The following is a 14,557-nucleotide window of genomic DNA, read 5'->3' on the forward strand; positions in this document are numbered from 1 at the left end:
CGGCGGCGCTGCGACAGGGATTTCGCGGCACCGGGGCGGCAACGACGGCGTAGGATGTGTCGGATAGCAGCGGAATCCGCGATGCCAGGGGGAATGGTGACCGAGCAGGAAATACTGAGCGACGTCAACGACGAACTGTTCGCGCTCCTGACCGAGACGGCCGGCATGCAGGAGTTCCTCGACGACTTCGCCGTCATGGCGGCGCGACGCCTGTCGACGCCCGGCCACGTCTCGTGCGCGATCACCCTCGTCCGGCGCAAGAAGGCCGGCACACTGGCCGCCAGCGACGACGTCGCGCGTGCTGCCGACGAGTTTCAGAACCGCTTCCACGAGGGTCCCTGCGTGCAGGCCGCCGAGACGCTCGAAGCCGTGTACTGCCCGGATACGTCGACGGACGTGCGCTGGCCCGCCTATCTCTCGAAACTCGATACCCAGCGCATCCGGTCCATTCTCGGTGTCCCGTTCTCCCTCGAGGACAGTGGCCGCGCCGCCCTGAACATCTACTCCTCGCAGCCCGACGCCTTCGATGCGGCCAGCATCAGTGCGGCCCGGGCGCTCGCGGAAGCAGCCTCGTCGTCTATCAGGTTCACGGTCCGAGCGGCATCGGCGGATGACGAGCGGCTCAATCTCGAGGCGGCGCTGACCTCGCGCCAGACCATCAACACGGCAGTGGGCATCATCATGTTCCAGAACAAGTGCTCGCAGGCCGACGCCCTGGCGATCCTGCAGCGCGCTTCCAGTAGCCGCAACGTGAAACTCAGGCTGGTGGCCGAGCGGGTGGTGGGATCGGCCACGCAGGAATCCTAGACGGACCGTCGGGCAGCCGGTGCGAAACCCTGGGCGTTAAGCCTCAGGCGAATGGCGCGCCGCTCGGATTGCTCCCTCCCGCTCGGATTCAGTATTCTGAAGGGGTCCAGAAGCGGGCGGCTGACTTTCGCCGGGTGAACCGGCACCTGGACATTCGAGGCTTATCTTGGACTCAGAGCCTACCCTCAACGAACTTGCCGTCGTGTTCGGCCGCGTCCGCGGTCTCCTTCTCACAGAAGAGACGGTGCAGCACGCCGTCGACCTCCTCGCCGAAGCCGCGCGTGATCTGATCCCCGGCGCGATCGGGGCCGGCGTCTCGCTCATCCACCACGGACAGCGCACGAGCACCGGGGCGACCGATGCCCTCGTCCGGCGGGCGGATGAATTGCAGTACGAGTTGTCGGAGGGACCATGCCTCAGCGCCTGGTCCACCTCGACTCCGGTCCGGACGGATGACACCACCGCGCTCGACCAGCGGTGGCCCCGCTGGGCGGCGGCTGCCGCCGGGATGTCGGTCCGTTCGTGCCAGAGCGTCCCCCTGATCCAGGGGGACACCACGATCGGAGCCATGAAGGTCTACGCGACCGAAGCGTTCGCCTTCGACGGGACCACCGAGCGGGCGCTCACCCGCTTCGCTGTGCCGGCCGCCGCTCTGCTCAGTCACGTCCAGACCACGGACACACCGCAGCAGATCCGTTCGGACCTTTCCGCGGCCCTGCAGACACGCGACCGCATCGCGATGGCGAAGGGAATCCTCATGGCGCGCCTCGGGATCGACGATCGCGCCGCTTTCGCCGAGCTCGTCACACGTGCTCGGGATGGTCGGTGCTCGGTCGGGGATGTCGCCCTCGAGCTCACCGAAGGGGCGGGACGGCCCGCCACCTAGCACCAGCCGTCCGGAGCGGCAGGTGATATCCCGGGCTTCGAGGTGCTGACCCCGCAGCAGTGTCAGCGCAGGCCGGCCGACGGTCCGACGAGCCGGACGATGTTCCCCAGCAGCGCCGCGTTGAAGTCCACGCCGAGCTGGTTCGGGATGGTGACGAGTAGCGTATCGGCTGCCTGCACGGCGGCATCGGAGGCCAGTTGCTCGGCGATGACGTCGGGCGCCCCGATGTAGCTGCGCCCGAAGCGGGACCGGGCGCCGTCGAGGATGCCCACCTGGTCGTGCGACTCGCGCTGTGCCCGGATACCGAAGTAGTACTCGTCCGCCTCGCTGACGATCGGCAGGATGCTGCGGCTGACCGAGACCCTCGGCGTCCAGGCGTGTCCCGCGTTGGCCCAGGCCTTCCGGAAGATGTCGATCTGCTCGGCCTGCAGCTCGTCGAAGGGCACGCCGGTGTCCTCCGTCAGCAGGGTCGAGCTCATGAGGTTCATGCCCTGCTCCCCCGCCCACTGCGCGGTGGCCCTGGTGCCGGATCCCCACCAGATGCGTTCGGGCAATCCGGGCGAGAGCGGGTCGATCGGCAGTTTTTCCGTGCTGCCCGACATGCGCGGGTTCACATCGGCGATGCCCTGTCCCGCGATAGCCCTGCGGAACAACGCAGCCTTGTCGCGGGCCAGGTCCGCGTCGGTGGCGCCCACGTCCGGCAGGTAGCCGAAGGTGCGGGATCCGTCGAGGGCGGTCTCCGGTGAGCCCCGGCTGATCCCGAGCTGAAGGCGCCGATTGCTGATGAGGTCGGTGACCGCGGCCTCCTCCGCCATATAGAGCGGGTTCTCGTAGCGCATGTCGATCACGCCCGTACCGAGCTCGATGGTCTTCGTCCGGGCAGCCATGGCGGCAAGGAGCGGGAAGGGTGACGAGTACTGCGGCGCGAAGTGGTGCACACGCATGTAGGCGCCGTCGACACCGAGTTCCTCGGCAGCCACGGCCAGTTCGATGGCCTGGACCAGGGCCTCCTGGGCAGTGGGCACCAGCGACCCGCGCACATCCTGGTAGTGGCCGAAGGACAGGAATCCGATCTTCTTCATGCCGGGTGAAGCGCTGGAAGGCGTCGCAGCATTCCCGCAGGAGGCGTCATGCCGACGGCGGGTCCCCTCCTTCTGGAGGAACCCGCCGTCGTGGAAGAAGCGTCAGGTCAGCTTGACCGCTAGGACGTTGCAGCGTGCCGAGAGCAGGATGGTCTGCGCCGTCGATCCCATGATCAGCTTGCCGACCGGGGTCCGGTGCCGCAGCCCGATCACGATCAGGTCCGCATCCACCTCCTCGGCCGTGTCCACGACCTCCTCGGCCGCGGTGGCCTCGGAGATGCTGTGGCGGATGGAGTACGGGACACCCGTGGCCTCGAGCATGCCCTCGAGCTTGGATACGTCCTCGGAGTCGGCGTACGCCGGATTGACGAGGCGATCGGCGCGCGTGGTGTTGATGACTACTAGCTCCGCCCCCCGGCGTCGTGCCTCCTCCACGGCCTCGGTCACGGCCGCCTCGCCCAGGGCGTTGGGTACATAACCCACCACGATGATGCTCATCGGTCGGTGTCCTCTCGTTGATCGGTGGTCTTCGCGGTCGGTGCGACAGCGGCCTCGGAGTTCGAAGCGGAACCGCGCACGACGTCGGACGCGTCGGCATTCGCCGCGACCATCGCCTCGAACTGGCGCTGGCGACGCTTGAGCAGCAGGGACAGCGCGAAGATCACGATCAGGACCACGTAGATGGTCGCGGCAACCGGCGACTGCACGAGGGCCACGGGATCGCCCTGCGAGATCGCCAGCGAACGGCGCAGCTGGCTCTCGAAGATAGGGCCGAGGATCAACCCCACCACCATCGGCGCGATCGGATAGCCGTAGCGCCGCATGAAGAACCCGAGGATGCCGACGATCAGCAGGATGATGACGTCGATCGGGGTGAAGTTCACCGAGAAGGCGCCCAGCACGGCGAACACCAGGATTCCCGAGTACAGGTACGGCCGCGGGATCTGGAGGATCTTCACCCAGATACCCACCAGGGGCAGGTTCAGGACGAGGAGCATCAGGTTGCCGACGTAGAGGCTCGCGATGAGCGCCCACACCAGGGTGCTGTTGGACTCGAAGAGCTGCGGGCCCACAGGGATCTGGTAGCGCTGGAAGGCGACGAGCATCATCGCAGCCGTGGCCGTCGTCGGGATGCCGAGTGTCAGCAGTGGCACGAGGACACCGGCCGCAGCCGCATTGTTGGCGGCCTCCGGACCGGCGACGCCCTCGATGGCGCCCTTGCCGAACTGCTTCTTGTTCTCACCCTTGGCGAGCTTGCGCTCGGAGGCGTAGGACAGGAAGGTCGCGACGTCGGCGCCGCCCGCCGGAATGGTCCCGACGGGGAAACCGATGAACGTGCCACGGAGCCAGGGCTTCCAGGAGCGGCGAAAATCCTCCTTGCGGAGCCAGCTGGTCCAGCCGCCGGTCACGGGGATGATCTTGATGGGCCCGTGCCGCAGGCGGGAGCCCACGTACAGGGCCTCCCCGACGGCGAAGAGGGCAACCGCCACGAGGACGACGTCGATCCCGTCCGCCAGGAAGGGGCTTCCGAACGTGTAGCGCTGCTGCGCGGTGAGCGAGTCGAAGCCGATGAGCGCGATGAACAGGCCCAGGCCCAGCGAGGCAAGGCCGCGCAGCACCGACGAACCGAGGAGCGCGCCGACCGTGAGGAAGGCGACCACCATGAGCGCCACGTACTCGACGGGACCGATCTGCACCGCGAACGCCGCGACATAGGGTGCCACGAAGCTCAGCAGGACGGTGGCGATGGTGCCGGCCACGAAGGAGCCGACCGCCGCCGTCGCCAGCGCTGCCGCTCCCCTGCCGGCCTTGGCCATCTTGTTGCCCTCGAGCGCCGTGACGATCGAGGACGACTCCCCGGGGGTGTTCAGCAGGATCGACGTCGTCGACCCGCCGTACATGCCGCCGTAGTAGATGCCGGCGAAGACGATGATCGCCGCCGTCGGCTCGAGGCTGTAGGTGATGGGCATCAGCAGCGCCACGGTCATGGCGGGGCCGATGCCGGGCAGCACGCCCACTGCGGTTCCGACGAGCACGCCGCCCAGCGCGAACAGGAGGTACATGGGCTGCATCGCCGTGGCGAAGCCCTCCATGAGCAGGAAGAAGTTATCCACCGAAGACACCGAGCCCTTCCAGGAATCCGGGGGGCAGGGAGACGCCGAGGAGCCCCCCGAAGACGAACTGCAGCACCAGCGCGAGGATGATCGCGGTCATGAGGTTGCGCCACCACGGGCGGGCTCCGAGCGACCAGGCGGCGCCGAAGAACAGGATCGCTGCGGCGACGGGCCACCCGAGCGGAACGATCAGGAACGAGTGCAGCAGGACGAAGCCGGCGAGCTTGCCGACGGTCAGCCAGTCGGTCTTCGCGTCGAGGTCCACGTCCTCGCCCTCGTCGGCCGCGCCCCGGTGGCCGCGGAGCACCTGGAACACCAGGCTCGCCCCGACGGCGACGAGCAGGCCCGAGACGGCGAAGGGGAAAGCGCGGGGGCCGATGTCGCTGGCGGACGGAGGGGTCTGGATGCCCGCGCCGGACACGAAGCCGACGACGCCGATGCTGACGATGATGAGGGCGAAGACCAGCTCACCGATCGGCGCGCCGGGAGCGGCGGCCGTGCCGCTCCCGGGGGCGTTCTGGACGGAGGTACTCATCGGCTACAGCAGTCCGATGTCGGTGAGGGTCGTCTTGACGCTGGCGATGTCCTCGTCGAGGAAGGTTCCGAATTCCTCGCCGGTCAGGAAGGCGTCCGCCCAGTTGTTCTCCTCGAGGGTGGCCTTCCAGGTGTCCGTCTCGTGCAGGTCGGTGACGAGCTGGGTCAGCTTCTCCGCCTGGGCGTCGTCGATGTTCCCGGGGGCGACGACGCCACGCCAGTTGGTGAGGACCAGGTCGATGCCCTCTTCGGTGAGTGTCGGGGTGTCGGGCAGCTGCGGTGCGGCTTCCTCGCCGGAGACCGCGAGGGCGCGGAGCTTGCCGGCCTCAACCTGCTCCGCGTACTCGCCGACGCCCGAGATGCCGGCGTTGACCTTGTTGCCGAGCAGTGCCGCGAGGGACTCGCCGCCGCCGGAGTAGGGGATGTAGTTCAGGTTCTCGGGCGCGATACCGGCCTCCTTGAGGACCGAACCGGCGAGGATGTGGTCCGCGCCTCCGGCCGAACCGCCGGTGATGGAAACGCCCTGGCCCTTGGACTCGATGTCATCGAGCAGGTCCTGGACGGACTGGTACGGCGAGTCGGCGGGGACCACGATCACGAGGGGCTCCTCGGTGAGGCGGGCGATCGGCGTCGTGTCCTCGATCCGGTTGGCCGCGTTGTTGGTCTCGACCGCGCCGACCATGACGTAGCCCATGACCATGAGCGTGTTGGGGTCCGTCTCGGTGACGAGCTGGGCGAGGCCGTTGGTACCGCCGGCACCACCGACGTTGACCACGGAGGCATTGCCCACGAGGTCGTTCTCCTTGAGGTCCGCCTCCATGGCACGGCCTGTCTGGTCCCAGCCGCCACCCGGATCTGCGGGAACCACGATGTTGAGCTTCTCGATGGTTCCGTCCGGTTCCTCGGCGGTAGTGCTCTGCGTCATCGAACCGCAGGCCGAAAGGGCCAGGGCGGAGACGAGGGCGAGGGTGGTGAGGGTCGAACGGCGCGCCGTTGTGCGATCGATCGTCATGATCTTCTCTTCCTTGAGATGTGCTGCGAGGTGTGATGGGGGTCACCACTGCTTTCCTCAGGGTAGGAAGCACACCGACCGGGGGTAAAGAATGCGGTCGTAGTGCTCGTAGTGGTCTTTGTGGTCACAGGTCCTCAGGCAGCCGATCGGAACGCAGAAGTGCGTGTCACACTAAGGGGATGATCAAAACGATGTCGCTTCGATCGCAGCTGTTCCTGCTGCAACTGGCCATCGTGCTCGTCATCGTCGCCGTCGCCGGTTCCACTGCCGTCACCATGCAGCGCATGCAGATCCGCGAGCAGTACGAGGACCGCATGGTCGGCGTCGCCCAGTCGGTGGCGCAACTGCCCTCCGTGATCGAGGCCTTCGACGAAGCGGACCCCAGCGCCACGATCCAGCCCATCGCGGACCTCATCCGCCAGTCCACGGGCGTGACGTACGTCGTCGTCACCGATGAGGAGGGCATCCGATACTCGCACCCGAATCCCGACCTGATCGGTCGACTCGTCTCCACGGACCCATCGGTCCCCCTGTCGGGAAAGACCTTCGTAGGCACCCAGACCGGGACCCTCGGTGAGTCGTGGCGGGTGAAGGTACCGATCTACGGCGACGACGGCGGCATCATCGGCACTGCGTCGGTGGGTACCCTCGAATCAGAGCTCGACGCCGACCTCTACGAGGACCTTCCCCGCCTGCTGGCGTGGCTGATCGTCGCCGCACTCGTCGGGTCCGCCGGGGCCATCTGGATCTCCAGGCTCGTCTGGCGGCGGATCTACCGCCTGGAGCCGGAGCAGATCGCCTCCCTCCTCGAGACCCGCGACGCCATGATCCACGGCATCAGCGAAGGCATGGTCGCCGTCGACGAGCACCACCGGATCGCGCTCCTCAACGACGAGGCCAAACGGCTCCTCGATCTCGACGATTCCGCCACCGGCCAGCTGGCGGAGGACGTCATGGAGCCCGCCCTCGCGCTCCTCCTCACCGATCCCGCCGACACCGATGAAACAGTCCTGTCCGGGGAACGTGTGCTCCTTGCCCGCACCTCCGATGCCTCCGTCGACGGGACCCGGGTGGGACGCGTGATGATCCTTCGTGACCGCACGGAGCTCTACCAGCTGCTGACCGACCTCGACGGCGAGCGCGACGCGACCCAGGCCCTCCGCGCCCAGGCCCACGAATTCGCCAACCGGATGCACACCATCTCGGGGTTGCTCGAACTCGGCCGGACGGAGCAGGCCGTGGACTTCATCTCCCGCTCGGGCCACGGCGGGTCGCTGGTCTCCGGGACCATCGCACCCGGGATCCAGGACCCGGACGCGGCGAGCCTGCTCATGACCAAGAGCACCATCGCCGCAGAGAAGGGCATCACCCTGTCCATCAGCGACACCTCGACGCTCGAACCCGACGGCACCACCGACGTCGTCACCATCCTCGGCATCCTGATCGACAACGCGATCGAGGCCGTGACCGGGAGCGGCCGGACGGACGGCCGCATCACCGTCCACCTGGAGATGGATGCCGACGCCCTGCGCATCGAGGTCTCGGACAACGGACCCGGCATCGCGGCCGAGGACATCGACGGCATCTTCTCGTCCGGCTACTCGACCAAGGACGGCGGGCACACCGGGACGCGCGGCTTCGGCCTCGCGCTCGTGGACCGCATCGCCCGACGCCGCTCCGGGCAGGTCGTGGTCGATGACGCCGAGCTCGGGGGCGCGGAGTTCACCGTGTGGCTCGCACCCTCGCTCGTCGCGGCGCCCCGTTCCACGCTGCAGGTGCCATGACCGTGCTTCCCCCGGGTTGTCCGCTGATCCCCACCCTCGTCGTCGACGACGACCACGAGGTGGCGGGGATCCACACCGGGTTCCTGCTCGCCCACGGCGCCTTCGACGTCGTCGGCGCGGCCCACACCGGGGCCCGGGCGCTGGAACTGGCGGACGAACTCCGGCCGCGGCTGGTGCTGCTGGACATCCACCTCCCGGACATGACGGGCATCGACGTGCTGCGCGCGCTGCGGAACCGGCCGGGCGAGCCGCTCGACGTCATCGCCATCACCGCCGCCCGGGAGCTCGACACCGTGCGGGCCGCAGTCGCGGGCGGCGTGCTGCATTACCTCGTGAAGCCCTTCAACGCAGCCGTCCTCAACCAGCGGCTCGACCACTACGTCGCCTACCGCCGCGAGCTCGACACGCATGCGGTCGACGGGTCCGCGGCGCTCGACCAGGGGCGCATCGACCAGCTGCTGCGCACGACGGCGGGAGCAGGCGCGGGCGGGGCGCCGTCGGGCCCTGTCACCGTCGCGACGCCCAAGGGACTGTCGGCTCCGACCCTCGACGCCGTCATGCTGGACCTGCGCGGCCACGGGCGCGGCACCTCGGCCTCGGATGTCGCCGATCGTCTCGGCATGGCCCGTGTCAGTGCCCGTCGGTACCTCGAGTTCCTCGTCTCGCGGGGGCAGGCACGCATCGTGCCGCAGTACGGTTCGGCGGGGCGCCCGGAGAAGTTCTACGTATGGACCGACGGCGGACGGGCCGGCTGAGGAATAACCGCGGTTCCCAGGGGTTGTCCAGGGCATGACTGAGAACACGACACCCTCGACGGACACCACGCGCAGCACCATCGGCTTCATCGGCAGCGGCAACATCGGCTCGCAGCTCGCCCGCCTCGCCGTCGCCCGCGGCTACCACGTGATCATGAGCAACTCACGGGGTCCGGAGACGCTCCGCGGCCTCGTGGACGAACTCGGCGACGCGGCACGGGCCGGGAGCGTCGAGGACGCCGCGAGGCTGGGCGACGTCGTCGTCGTCACCATTCCGCAGAAGGACATCGACTCCGTTCCGGTGGAACCCCTCGCGGGCAAGTTGGTGATCGATACCTGCAACTACTACCCGCAGCGTGACGGCCGGATCGCCGACCTCGAGGACGAGACCTCGACCACGAGCGAGATGCTTCAGCGCCACCTCCCCGACTCGTCCGTGGTCAAGGCCTTCAACACCATCCATTTCGCGCAGCTGACCACCGGCGGCACGCCCGCCGGGACACCGGGCCGGCGGGCGCTTCCGATCGCGGGCGACGCGCCGGATGCCAAACAGGCCGTCGTGGACCTCCTTGACGAGTTCGGCTTCGACGCCGTGGACGCGGGTGCCCTCGCCGAGGGATGGCGATTCCAGCGGGACACCCCGGCCTACGGAACGGTACTGGACGCCGACGGCTTGCGCGGAGCGCTCGGGCAGGCGAAGCGGTACGCGGAGATGTAAGGACACACCGTCTCCAGCCGACCCCCCGCGTGTACGGTCGTCGTCCCACTCTCGGGTATTTTGGATCCAATGCTGCGAAGGTCCCTCAGGGACCCGGTGAGTGTCTCAGTGCGGTCAGCCCGGCGCACATAAGTCACCGAGGCGGTGCCGCCGTGCGCCGTGGCAGCGAGTGGAGAGACCTGGACCATGTCAGCGAGCCATCCTTCCGCCGAGGCACCACGCTCGGATTCCGGCGGCAGGACCTTCCTCATCCGTGCCATCGTGCTGGTGACGGCACTCCTCGGCATCAACTACATCGCGTGGCGCTGGCTGTTCTCCATCAACTGGGATGCGTGGTGGATCGCCATCCCCCTGGTGCTGGCGGAGACGTACTCGCTGATCGATTCGCTCCTGTTCGGCTTCACGGTCTGGAGACTGAAGCGGAGGGAGCCCCCGGAGGCGCCCGAGGGCCTCACGGTCGACGTCTTCATCACCACCTACAACGAGCCCCTCGACCTGGTGCTGACGACGGCCCGGGCCGCGAAGGCCATCCGGTACCCGCACAACACCTGGATCCTCGACGACGGCAACCGGGCCGAGGTGCGCGAAGCGGCAGAGGCGGAGGGCATCGGCTGGATCACGCGGTCGGCTGACTGGAAGGACATGCCGCGCCACGCCAAGGCCGGAAACCTGAACAATGCGCTCATGTCCACGGACGGTGAGTTCCTGGTCATCCTCGATGCCGACCAGATCCCGGATCCGCTCATCCTCGACCGGACGCTGGGGTACTTCACGAACGAGAAGATGGCCCTGGTGCAAACGCCCCAGGTCTTCATCAACGTGCCGGACTCGGACCCCCTGGGCAGTCAGGCACCCCTCTTCTACGGACCCATCCAGCAGGGTAAGGACGGGTGGAACGCCGCCTTCTTCTGCGGATCGAATGCGATCATCCGTCGTGAGGCGCTCATGCAGCTCGGCGTCACCCGCTACGTCACCGAGATCGAGCTCGCCCTGCACAAGGCACTGAAGACGTCGGGGAAGGTCCTTGCGAAGGCCAAGAAGAACCTGGAGCCGGACAACGAGCGCGTGGAGGAAGCCCTCGACCTCGTGGCGAAGGATCTTCGGCGCGTACGGCGCCGCCTCCAGAAGGGCCACGGCATCTCCGAGGTGACCTACGAGTTCCAGCAGCGGGTCGTGGCGGTCACGCGCAACCTCGTCGCCGCGGATATCGCCGCCTTCCACGAGGACCTCGCGTCCCTTGCGGACCTCGGCATCGAGGGTCTCGACGAGGGACTGCAGAACGCCTCGCTGGGCACCCCCGGCCTCGCCGTCGTCGACGACACCGCGCTGGACCAGCTGGCGCAGCGCTCCTGGTCCCCCCTCGCCGCGATCGACGCCGTCCGGCTGCTCCTCGAGTCGGTGAATGCCGACCGCGGCGGCGAGGCGCAGGCCGTCATGCCGATGGCCACCATCTCGGTCACCGAGGACATGGCCACCTGCATGCGCCTCCACTCCCTGGGCTGGGAATCGGCCTACCACCACGAGAAGCTCGCGGACGGCCTCGCCCCCGAGGACTTGAACTCCATGCTGACCCAGCGCCTGCGCTGGGCCCAGGGCACCATCCAGGTGATGTTCCGCGAGAACCCGTTCGCCCAGAAGGGCCTGACTTTCGCCCAGAAACTGATGTACGGGGCAACGATGTGGAGCTATCTCTCCGGCTTCGCCGCCCTCATCTACATCGCGGCACCGATCATCTACCTGACCCTCGGGATCCTTCCGGTCAACTCGATCAGCACCGAGTTCTTCGTCCGCCTCATCCCGTTCCTGCTGGTCAACCAGCTGCTGTTCGCCGTCGTCGGGAAGGGTGTGAAGACCTGGCGCGGCCAGCAGTACTCGCTCGCACTCTTCCCGGTCTGGATCCGTTCGATCACGTCGGCGTTCGGCAACGTGTACATGGGCCGCAGCCTTGACTTCGCCGTGACGCCCAAGACCCTGCAGCAGGACACGACGCTCCGGTGGGACCTCGTGAAGCCCCAGCTGTGGGCTATGGGCCTGCTGGTCGCGGCGGCGGTGGTCGGCGTCATCCGCATGGCGGTCGGCCAGGCCGACATCCTCGGCACATCGGTCAACATCGTCTGGGTCGTCTTCGACCTGGTGATCTTCAGCGTCATCATCGAGGCCGTCAGGTACCGCGGCTATGAGCACTACCAGTCGGACATAGCGGCGGCGAAGGCGAGGCAGGAAGCGAAGGGATGACGGCGATCACTGCGGGGCCGAGGCAGCGGTGGACGGCCACCCTGCTGCTGATGGTGACCCTCGTCGCCGGCATCCTGACCGGCGCCCTGCCTGCGCAGGCGGCTCCGGGTAGCGTGCCTGCTACCACCACGACCACCGACCAGCAGCCGGTCGAGGATCCGGGGGTGTTCGCGGAGGGCCTCTCCTTCGGTCCCGAACTCGACTGGTCGACCGACAATGCCCGCGCCTACGCCGACCGCACGGGCATCACGCCGTCGTTCTTCAGCAGGCCTGTCGCCTACCCGCTCGACGACGAGGCCGAGCGGTCCCTCGAAGACCTCGCCCGCCAGGGATCATCGCTGGGTTCGCTCGCCGTCATCACCCTCGAGCCCACGGTGTCCCTCGATCAGCTCACCGAGGACGACGCCCGACGCCTCGCCGGCACCCTGCACCGCATCAGCGAGGAGTTCCGCACCGCGTTCTTCGTCCGCTTCGCGCCGGAGATGAACGGCACGTGGTTCCGTTGGGGCCAGCAGCCCGAGGACTACATCGATGCCTTCCGCACCGTTGCTGTCGCTGTCCACGCCGAGGTTCCGACCGCGGAGATGGTGTGGTCGCCGTCGTACGCGGCCGGCTATCCCTTCACCGAGGCCTACGGAGCACTGGAAGGGCGCACGGCAGGAGCCGTCACTACCCTCGACACGAACGGCAACAGCCTGATCGACGCGGGCGATGACCCCTACCAGCCCTACTATCCGGGTGATGACGCCGTGGACTGGGTAGGCCTGTCCATGTACCACTTCGGCAGCTACGAGTTCGGCAACTCCGAGCAGGGAACGACGACGGCCGAGGACGGCACGCGCGAGTACTCCGGCGCGATCACGACGTCCGTGCTGCCTGAACCGGACAAGTTCGCCGACCAGCTCGCGGGCACCTACGGAATGGCCCCCGGAGCCCCGCGTATCGATTTCGCCAGAACCTACGCCGCGGAGAAGGGCAAGCGGTTCCTGGTCCAGACCGCGGCGCTGTTCGACCCCGAGGACGCTGACAGTGCGCCCGAATCCGACATCAAGCGGGCGTGGCTCGATCAACTGTTCGACCCCGCACTCGCAGCGCAGTACCCGGAGCTGGGCATGGTGGCCTGGCTCGAGGCATCCCGGCCGGAGCCCGAGGCGGACGGGCACGTCGTGGACTGGGGCCTGTCAGCGGACAGTGCGACGGCGGCCGTCCTGCGCGGCACCCTCGACCGGACGCCCGGCATCATCCGTGGTCCTGTCACCGACGTCGTCGAGCAGGAGGACGCGAACGAGTCGACGAACCAGGTATGGCAGCCTGGTGGAACGGTCAGCGCGGTCATGGGGTGGCTGGTCCTGTGCGTCGTCGGACTCTTCGCCCTGGTCCTGCTGGCAGGAGTCGCCAAGCGTGTCGTACCGCAGTGGCGCTACCCCCATGAGCGGGAGCCCCGGGACGCCCGGATCGACCTCCTCCGCGGCTGGATCATCACCTCGGTCGTGGTCACCCATATCGAGGTGGCCGGGCCGTGGTCCTTCATCTCACGCAACCTCATCGGCACCATCACGGGCGCGGAACTGTTCGTCCTGCTGTCCGGAGTAGTGCTGGGAATGGTCCACCCCATCGCCGTGGAACGGCGGGGAGCCCTGGCTGCCGCGAAGGCCACCTCGCGCCGGGCACTGAAGCTCTACCTGACGGCCCTCGCGGTGGTGATCACCGTCTACCTGCTCTCCCTGGTGCCCTTCATCGATGCCTCCGTGCTGACCACCTTCACGGACCGCGGGACCGGTGGAGCGGGCACGGAAGCCGCAGGCCGCGTGTACGACCTCTACCCGAACGTGCAGCGACTGTTCGACTATCCACCGCCCGGCTACGCCGTGCGGGACCTGCTGCTGCTGAGTATGGGCCCGTGGGCGTTCAACATCATGGGCCTCTACGTGGTGCTGACCCTCACTGTTCCCCTGCTGGTCCTGATGCTCCGGAAGAAGCTGTGGTGGCTTCTCCTGGCCATCAGCTGGGCTCTCTACCTGCTCGATGCGATCTTCTCCCTGCGGGTGCTGAACTCCCAGTTCCAGGATGTCTTCCCGCTGCTGACCTGGCAGGTGATCTTCGTCCACGGCGTAGTCCTCGGCTTCCACCGCCGGGCCATCATCGACGCGCTGAGCACGCGGAAGGGGAAGATCCTGGTCGCTGCCCTCACCGGCAGCTATGCACTCGTGCTCGGGACGCTGTGGCTCAACCATGCGCTGGGGGTCGGGCTTCCGTTCGTTCCCCCCGGCTTCTACGAGACGCTGTACGAGTCCGCGTACGTACGGGTGTCCCTCCAACCCGGCAGGCTCGTCAACCTGGCCTTCTTCATCCTTGCCGCACACGTGATCCTGACCTCGTTCTGGCGACCGATCAGCAGGTTGACGGGCTGGTTGTACGTTCCGCTGGGGCGCGCGAGCCTGTACGTGTTCATCGTCCACGTCTACTTCGTGCTCATGGTCGGCAACCTGCCGGGCCTGGACCGATCGAGCTTCTGGCAGGGCTTCGTCATCCACGCCGTGGTGACCCTGGTCATCTGGGTCATGGTGAGAAAGAAGTTCCTCTTCTCCGTCATTCCCAACTAGGAACCGGCCCGCAGGAGAGGCCGGAAC

General features: G+C 67.6%; 12 protein-coding genes. 7 read left to right on the forward strand and 5 right to left on the reverse strand.

The features are described 5' to 3' along the window. The first annotated feature begins 81 nt into the window (after positions 1-81). The gene (locus RCH21_RS12605) at positions 82-807 is read left to right on the forward strand and encodes a GAF and ANTAR domain-containing protein (protein WP_326964667.1); all 726 of its coding nucleotides are present in this window, start codon (positions 82-84) and stop codon (positions 805-807) included. 166 nt (positions 808-973) lie between these two features. Continuing rightward, positions 974-1,693 (forward strand): GAF and ANTAR domain-containing protein, encoded by a 720-nt coding sequence (locus RCH21_RS12610; RefSeq protein ID WP_326964668.1) that lies wholly within the window; start codon positions 974-976, stop codon positions 1,691-1,693. Positions 1,694-1,755: 62 nt separating this feature from the next. Here RCH21_RS12610 and RCH21_RS12615 read toward each other — a convergent pair whose 3' ends face one another. From RCH21_RS12615 to RCH21_RS12635, 5 genes are all read right to left on the reverse strand, one after another. Next, complete coding sequence (locus tag RCH21_RS12615) at positions 1,756-2,775, reverse strand: LLM class flavin-dependent oxidoreductase (RefSeq protein WP_326964670.1); 1,020 nt, start codon at positions 2,773-2,775, stop codon at positions 1,756-1,758. Positions 2,776-2,877: 102 nt separating this feature from the next. Beyond that, entirely contained in the window at positions 2,878-3,273 is a 396-nt protein-coding gene (locus RCH21_RS12620; protein ID WP_326964671.1) for a universal stress protein, read from the reverse strand. Next, positions 3,270-4,889, reverse strand: coding sequence for a tripartite tricarboxylate transporter permease (locus RCH21_RS12625; protein ID WP_326964851.1), 1,620 nt, complete (start codon positions 4,887-4,889; stop codon positions 3,270-3,272). Before RCH21_RS12625 ends, RCH21_RS12620 begins: the two co-directional genes overlap by 4 nt. After that, the gene (locus RCH21_RS12630; RefSeq protein WP_326964672.1) at positions 4,882-5,424 is read right to left on the reverse strand and encodes a tripartite tricarboxylate transporter TctB family protein; all 543 of its coding nucleotides are present in this window, start codon (positions 5,422-5,424) and stop codon (positions 4,882-4,884) included. Before RCH21_RS12630 ends, RCH21_RS12625 begins: the two co-directional genes overlap by 8 nt. Positions 5,425-5,427: 3 nt before the next feature. Next, positions 5,428-6,435, reverse strand: a complete 1,008-nt coding sequence (locus tag RCH21_RS12635; RefSeq protein WP_120149593.1) for a Bug family tripartite tricarboxylate transporter substrate binding protein — start codon at positions 6,433-6,435, stop codon at positions 5,428-5,430. Between the two features lie 179 nt (positions 6,436-6,614). Here RCH21_RS12635 and RCH21_RS12640 point away from each other — a divergent pair, with 179 nt between their 5' ends. The 5 genes from RCH21_RS12640 (at position 6,615) to opgC (ending at position 14,530) form a co-directional block, all read left to right on the forward strand. Continuing rightward, the gene (locus RCH21_RS12640; RefSeq protein WP_326964674.1) at positions 6,615-8,219 is read left to right on the forward strand and encodes a sensor histidine kinase; all 1,605 of its coding nucleotides are present in this window, start codon (positions 6,615-6,617) and stop codon (positions 8,217-8,219) included. Next, entirely contained in the window at positions 8,216-8,974 is a 759-nt protein-coding gene (locus tag RCH21_RS12645; RefSeq protein WP_326964675.1) for a response regulator, read from the forward strand. The genes RCH21_RS12640 and RCH21_RS12645 overlap by 4 nt, the downstream gene beginning before the upstream one ends. Before the next feature lie 34 nt (positions 8,975-9,008). Beyond that, entirely contained in the window at positions 9,009-9,692 is a 684-nt protein-coding gene (locus RCH21_RS12650) for an NADPH-dependent F420 reductase (protein ID WP_326964676.1), read from the forward strand. 186 nt (positions 9,693-9,878) lie between these two features. Continuing rightward, complete coding sequence (locus RCH21_RS12655; protein WP_326964677.1) at positions 9,879-11,927, forward strand: glycosyltransferase; 2,049 nt, start codon at positions 9,879-9,881, stop codon at positions 11,925-11,927. Next, the gene (opgC, locus tag RCH21_RS12660) at positions 11,924-14,530 is read left to right on the forward strand and encodes an OpgC domain-containing protein (RefSeq protein WP_326964678.1); all 2,607 of its coding nucleotides are present in this window, start codon (positions 11,924-11,926) and stop codon (positions 14,528-14,530) included. The genes RCH21_RS12655 and opgC overlap by 4 nt, the downstream gene beginning before the upstream one ends. Positions 14,531-14,557 lie beyond the last annotated feature (27 nt).

Origin of the sequence: Arthrobacter sp. PL16, assembly GCF_035985055.1 — a bacterium.
Classification (GTDB): domain Bacteria; phylum Actinomycetota; class Actinomycetes; order Actinomycetales; family Micrococcaceae; genus Arthrobacter_D; species Arthrobacter_D cheniae.

Coding starts and splice junctions, on each gene's coding strand:
- RCH21_RS12605 (WP_326964667.1), top strand. CDS start 82: ATGCCAGGGGGAATGGTGACCGAGCAGGAAATACTGAGCGACGTCAAC.
- RCH21_RS12620 (WP_326964671.1), bottom strand. CDS start 3,273: ATGAGCATCATCGTGGTGGGTTATGTACCCAACGCCCTGGGCGAGGCG.
- RCH21_RS12630 (WP_326964672.1), bottom strand. CDS start 5,424: ATGAGTACCTCCGTCCAGAACGCCCCCGGGAGCGGCACGGCCGCCGCT.
- RCH21_RS12635 (WP_120149593.1), bottom strand. CDS start 6,435: ATGACGATCGATCGCACAACGGCGCGCCGTTCGACCCTCACCACCCTC.
- opgC (WP_326964678.1), top strand. CDS start 11,924: ATGACGGCGATCACTGCGGGGCCGAGGCAGCGGTGGACGGCCACCCTG.
- RCH21_RS12645 (WP_326964675.1), top strand. CDS start 8,216: ATGACCGTGCTTCCCCCGGGTTGTCCGCTGATCCCCACCCTCGTCGTC.
- RCH21_RS12615 (WP_326964670.1), bottom strand. CDS start 2,775: ATGAAGAAGATCGGATTCCTGTCCTTCGGCCACTACCAGGATGTGCGC.
- RCH21_RS12650 (WP_326964676.1), top strand. CDS start 9,009: ATGACTGAGAACACGACACCCTCGACGGACACCACGCGCAGCACCATC.
- RCH21_RS12655 (WP_326964677.1), top strand. CDS start 9,879: ATGTCAGCGAGCCATCCTTCCGCCGAGGCACCACGCTCGGATTCCGGC.
- RCH21_RS12640 (WP_326964674.1), top strand. CDS start 6,615: ATGATCAAAACGATGTCGCTTCGATCGCAGCTGTTCCTGCTGCAACTG.